Raw genomic sequence first — 4321 nt, forward strand, 5'->3', positions numbered from 1 at the left:
GTTGAGCTAACTTGTACTAATGACCCGTGAGGCTTAACCATACAACCCAGATGGGTTTTACTGATACTTAGTATTAGAATAAAGCACTTAGATAGTGTGATAACTCAAAATAGCGTGTTGTAAACAGAGCATGCATCAGCTTTCCAAATTATTATTTAATGTCGATTGACGTTAAATAGACAAATTTGTCTGGAAACCATAGAGCTTCATTTCCAGGCGCCTAATACGCTTTAAATAGCAACAGCAAGGCCACTCTTAAGGAGTGGCCTTTTTGTTTTTGCGAAAAAATCTCCTCGTGCCTAATCAGAAACCATGTCGCCGATATGCCGCTGTCTGTAGTGGTCAAAATTAGTGTGCCACTACAGTCAGAGGCGATTATTATTATCAGTATATCGATTCCCCTTCATAAACTTTGATGTTTGAATTCATCCGAAGGCTTGTTACCTGTTACAATGCTTTATCTATACTTTTATTGCTAATTCAATATGTCTGCTTCCTTACTTCCTTTTAATACTCTTGGCTTGAACCAGCTGTGTGATGAGCTTATTCATGTCAATACTAAAGAAACTTTGATCAATACTTGTCTCGAACTCTATCATTCTGATAAGGCTATGATGGTATTAGGGGGCGGGAGTAACGTGGTATTTACTGAGGATTTTTGTGGCTCAGTTGTTATCGTTGAAACCAAGGGTATTGTTGTTGAGCAACAGGGCACAGATATACTGCTAACTGTAGAAGCCGGTGAAGATTGGCATAGCTTGGTTACCTATTGTGTCGAAAATGGCTATTTTGGCATTGAGAATTTAGCATTAATACCAGGTACAGTTGGAGCAGCACCTATTCAAAATATTGGTGCATATGGAGTGGAGTTCAAAGATGTATGCGAATCAGTTGAGTTTGTTGACTTAGATTCATCGCAACTTTTTGAAATTAGTCATCAAGACTGTCAGTTTGGCTATCGCGAGTCCATTTTTAAGCAACAACTCAAAGATAGGTCAGTAATTACAGCGGTTAAATTAAGATTATCGACGAACTGGCTGCCTAACTTAGGTTATTCCCCCTTAAATAGCCTTAATGCGGCCACTGTAAGCCCTCAAGAAGTACTTGAAATGGTTTGCAATGTTAGACAGTCGAAGCTACCAGATCCAAAAATAATTGGTAATGTTGGCAGTTTCTTTAAAAACCCAATCATTTCCAATCAGCGTTTTTTGGTATTAAAGCAACAATATCCTGATATTGTGGGATTTACCCATGATGAACAGCATACTAAATTAGCCGCCGGCTGGATGATTGATAATGCTGGCTTGAAAGGGTTTTCTATCGGCGGAGCATCTATACATGAGCAGCAAGCTCTGGTGTTTACCAATACTGGTGAGGCTACTGGAACTGAAATTTGTCAGTTAGCGATGCATGTAACCGATAAGATTGAGAAGCGATTTGGCGTTACGCTTGAGGTAGAACCTAGATTAATTGCCCGATTTGGTGAGGTAACTTTATGATCAATGATCATTGGTCTCGTAAGAGGCAGATACTAGCTTTATTAAGTGCTAACCATTTTACCTCTGGGGAGGCTATCGCGACTGAAATCGGTTTAACCCGCATGGCTGTGAATCAACATATTGATGCGCTGTCTGATTATGGTGTTGAAATTTTTAGTGTTAAAGGCAAAGGATATAAACTGGCAAATCCGATAGCTCTCGTTGATGAGCAAGCCTTGATCAGCGGAATTGACAATCGATGCTTCTATTTTGATGAAATTAATAGCACAAACAGTTTTACCTTGAGCCATTTTGATGACCTAAAATCCGGAGATATTTGCATTGCTGAATACCAATCTGCCGGTAGAGGTCGACGTGGACGCCAATGGTTATCACCCTATGGTAATCATCTTTATGCATCACTCTTTTGGCGATTTGAAGCTAATGCAGCCACATTAATGGGGTTGAGCCTTGTGATTGCGTGTTCAATCGTTAAAACACTGTCGGAAATGAATATCACCGGCTTAGGTTTAAAGTGGCCAAATGATATTTACTTAGATGATAAAAAACTTGCCGGAATTTTAATTGAAGTGGCAAAAACAGAAGCTCAAAAAACGGAGTTGGTGATTGGCTTTGGCATCAATATGAGTATGTCAGCGGCTCAAGGTGAATTAATCGATCAACCATGGAGTGATTTAGCTTCTCAAGGTGCCCTCCCTGACAAAACACAGCTTCTAATATCACTGCATCGTCAGTTAAAATCTGATATTCACACTTTTAGTACTCATGGATTGACGCCATTTATTGCGTTTTGGAATAAGCATGATTTATTTGCCAATAAGCCCATAAAATTATTGATGGCACCGAACGAAGTGTTTGGCGTTTGTAAGGGGATTGATGACCAAGGTGCTGTACTTATTGAGGCTAACAACGAGATTAAAGCTTACATTGGTGGTGAAATCAGTTTACGTGGTGTATAGCTAGAATGAGAAACCTTTTTCAAATAGTTCAATTGAAGTTGTTAATTGTTACATTCCAATCTTTACGGTAAAAATCAATTTAACACGGAATGTAACAACTAAAGGACACGTAACTCTATTTACGTAAAAGAACCTTGTCCATAAGATGGTTTGGTCCTTTTTGCAAAATCAGATTTGCACGCTCACGGGTAGGTTGAATATTTAGCTGTAAATTGGGGCCGTTAATCGTATCCCAAATATTAGCAGAAATTGAGTTGGCCTCTTCATCACTTAAAGAGGCATAGTGATGGAAGAATGATTTAGGATCGCTAAATGCCCCTTTCCTAAATTGCAAAAATCGTTGTTGATACCACTCTTTTAATAAATGCTCTTTCGCATCAACATAGATAGAGAAGTCCACAAAGTCCGAAACAAAAGGACGTCTGATATCAACGGGAGAGTCTAAACCTGTTTGCAAGACATTTAACCCTTCAAGTATCAAAATATCTGGTTGTTCGATGACTTGATGTTGGTCATGGCATCGATCATAGCTAACATGAGAATATACTGGCGCTAAAACGTGTTTATCGCCTGCTTTTACAGATGAAATGAAGTCGACTAGCATTTTCATATCATAGCTTTCTGGAAAGCCTTTTCGCTGTAATAATCCTTTGCGTTTTAAATCAGCTAACGGGTACAAAAAACCATCGGTTGTGACCAGATCTACTTTTGGGTGTTCAGGCCAGCGTTGAAGTAGGGTTTGTAAAATACGTGCAGTGGTACTCTTACCCACAGCCACACTGCCGGCAATACTGATAATATAGGGTGAGTGAGATGCCCGTTGTTCAAGAAATTTGTCAACTATCATCCCACGCTGTTGTTTAGAACCCACAATAAGGTTAAGTAATCGACTTAATGGTAAATAAATATCGGTGACTTCATCCAATGATAATTTTTCATTCATCCCCCGCAAGTTTTCTAATTCTTCTTGGCTTAGGGTTAATGGCACAGATTTACGCAATTCAGACCATTTTTGGCGTTGAAAAGACAGGTAAAGGGCTTGTTGAATGGAGTTTTGCATTATCAAACCAATTTCTATACTGGGTCTGGCACATTACACGATCCCTAATTAAGGGACAATACTTTAGGAATCAATTGTGTGTTTGAAACAAGGAAATGATGTTTAATTCATCTTCGATGGCTACATAAGCATAAAAAAACATCGATCGAGACTTTTTTTGGCTTTTTTGTCATTTTTCTATTGCACTTATCCTCACATTTACCTAATATCCGTTCCCGAAATGACACGCCGGCATAGCTCAGTTGGTAGAGCAACTGACTTGTAATCAGTAGGTCCCGAGTTCGACTCTTGGTGCCGGCACCATTTTCTGTGGAGGGGTTCCCGAGTGGCCAAAGGGATCAGACTGTAAATCTGACGGCTCAGCCTTCGAAGGTTCGAATCCTTCTCCCTCCACCACTTTTTCTAGGTAGTTAGGTAGCCTATGTAGGTTGCGCGGATGTCGTATAATGGTATTACTCCAGCCTTCCAAGCTGATAACGCGGGTTCGATTCCCGCCATCCGCTCCAATATTTGTTTGCTGATATGGCTCAGTTGGTAGAGCGCACCCTTGGTAAGGGTGAGGTCGGCAGTTCGAATCTGCCTATCAGCACCAGCCTGTCATAATCAAGCGCCTAACTAAAAATTGATTCGATGTCATATATATGCATCGGATTTTTACTATATGTGTGTTTTCATCACCAAACTATTGGATTGAGGCGATACCATGGCAAAAGCTAAATTTGAACGTAATAAGCCCCACGTAAACGTAGGCACCATCGGTCACGTTGACCATGGTAAAACAACTTTAACTGCAGCTATCTCTG

At 40.0% G+C, this 4321-nt stretch carries 4 protein-coding genes and 4 tRNA genes; 7 read left to right on the forward strand and 1 reads right to left on the reverse strand.

From position 1 onward, the window contains the following. Positions 1–485 precede the first annotated feature (485 nt). Both murB and birA read left to right on the forward strand, forming a co-directional pair. Entirely contained in the window at positions 486–1499 is a 1014-nt protein-coding gene (gene murB, locus IEY03_RS16970; protein ID WP_188843880.1) for a UDP-N-acetylmuramate dehydrogenase, read from the forward strand. Then, positions 1499–2458, forward strand: coding sequence for a bifunctional biotin--[acetyl-CoA-carboxylase] ligase/biotin operon repressor BirA (birA, locus tag IEY03_RS16975; protein WP_188843884.1), 960 nt, complete (start codon positions 1499–1501; stop codon positions 2456–2458). Before murB ends, birA begins: the two co-directional genes overlap by 1 nt. 115 nt (positions 2459–2573) lie before the next feature. On the opposite strand, the gene coaA is transcribed toward birA, so the two are convergent. Further along, positions 2574–3518, reverse strand: coding sequence for a type I pantothenate kinase (gene coaA, locus IEY03_RS16980; RefSeq protein WP_188843882.1), 945 nt, complete (start codon positions 3516–3518; stop codon positions 2574–2576). Between the two features lie 227 nt (positions 3519–3745). Here coaA and IEY03_RS16985 point away from each other — a divergent pair. From IEY03_RS16985 to IEY03_RS17005, 5 genes are all read left to right on the forward strand, one after another. Then, a tRNA-Thr gene (locus IEY03_RS16985) sits at positions 3746–3821 on the forward strand. Positions 3822–3829: 8 nt separating this feature from the next. Next, positions 3830–3914, forward strand: a tRNA-Tyr gene (locus IEY03_RS16990). Between the two features lie 36 nt (positions 3915–3950). Beyond that, positions 3951–4024: transfer RNA gene (locus tag IEY03_RS16995), tRNA-Gly, on the forward strand. A 10-nt stretch (positions 4025–4034) separates the two neighbouring features. Further along, a tRNA-Thr gene (locus IEY03_RS17000) sits at positions 4035–4110 on the forward strand. 111 nt (positions 4111–4221) lie between these two features. Further along, positions 4222–4321: GTP-binding protein (locus IEY03_RS17005; RefSeq protein WP_229778378.1), on the forward strand; the 100-nt coding region annotated here is incomplete at its 3' end.

Source organism: Shewanella aestuarii, assembly GCF_014647215.1.
Classification (GTDB): Bacteria; Pseudomonadota; Gammaproteobacteria; order Enterobacterales; family Shewanellaceae; genus Shewanella; species Shewanella aestuarii.

Coding starts and splice junctions, on each gene's coding strand:
- coaA (WP_188843882.1), bottom strand. CDS start 3,518: ATGCAAAACTCCATTCAACAAGCCCTTTACCTGTCTTTTCAACGCCAA.
- murB (WP_188843880.1), top strand. CDS start 486: ATGTCTGCTTCCTTACTTCCTTTTAATACTCTTGGCTTGAACCAGCTG.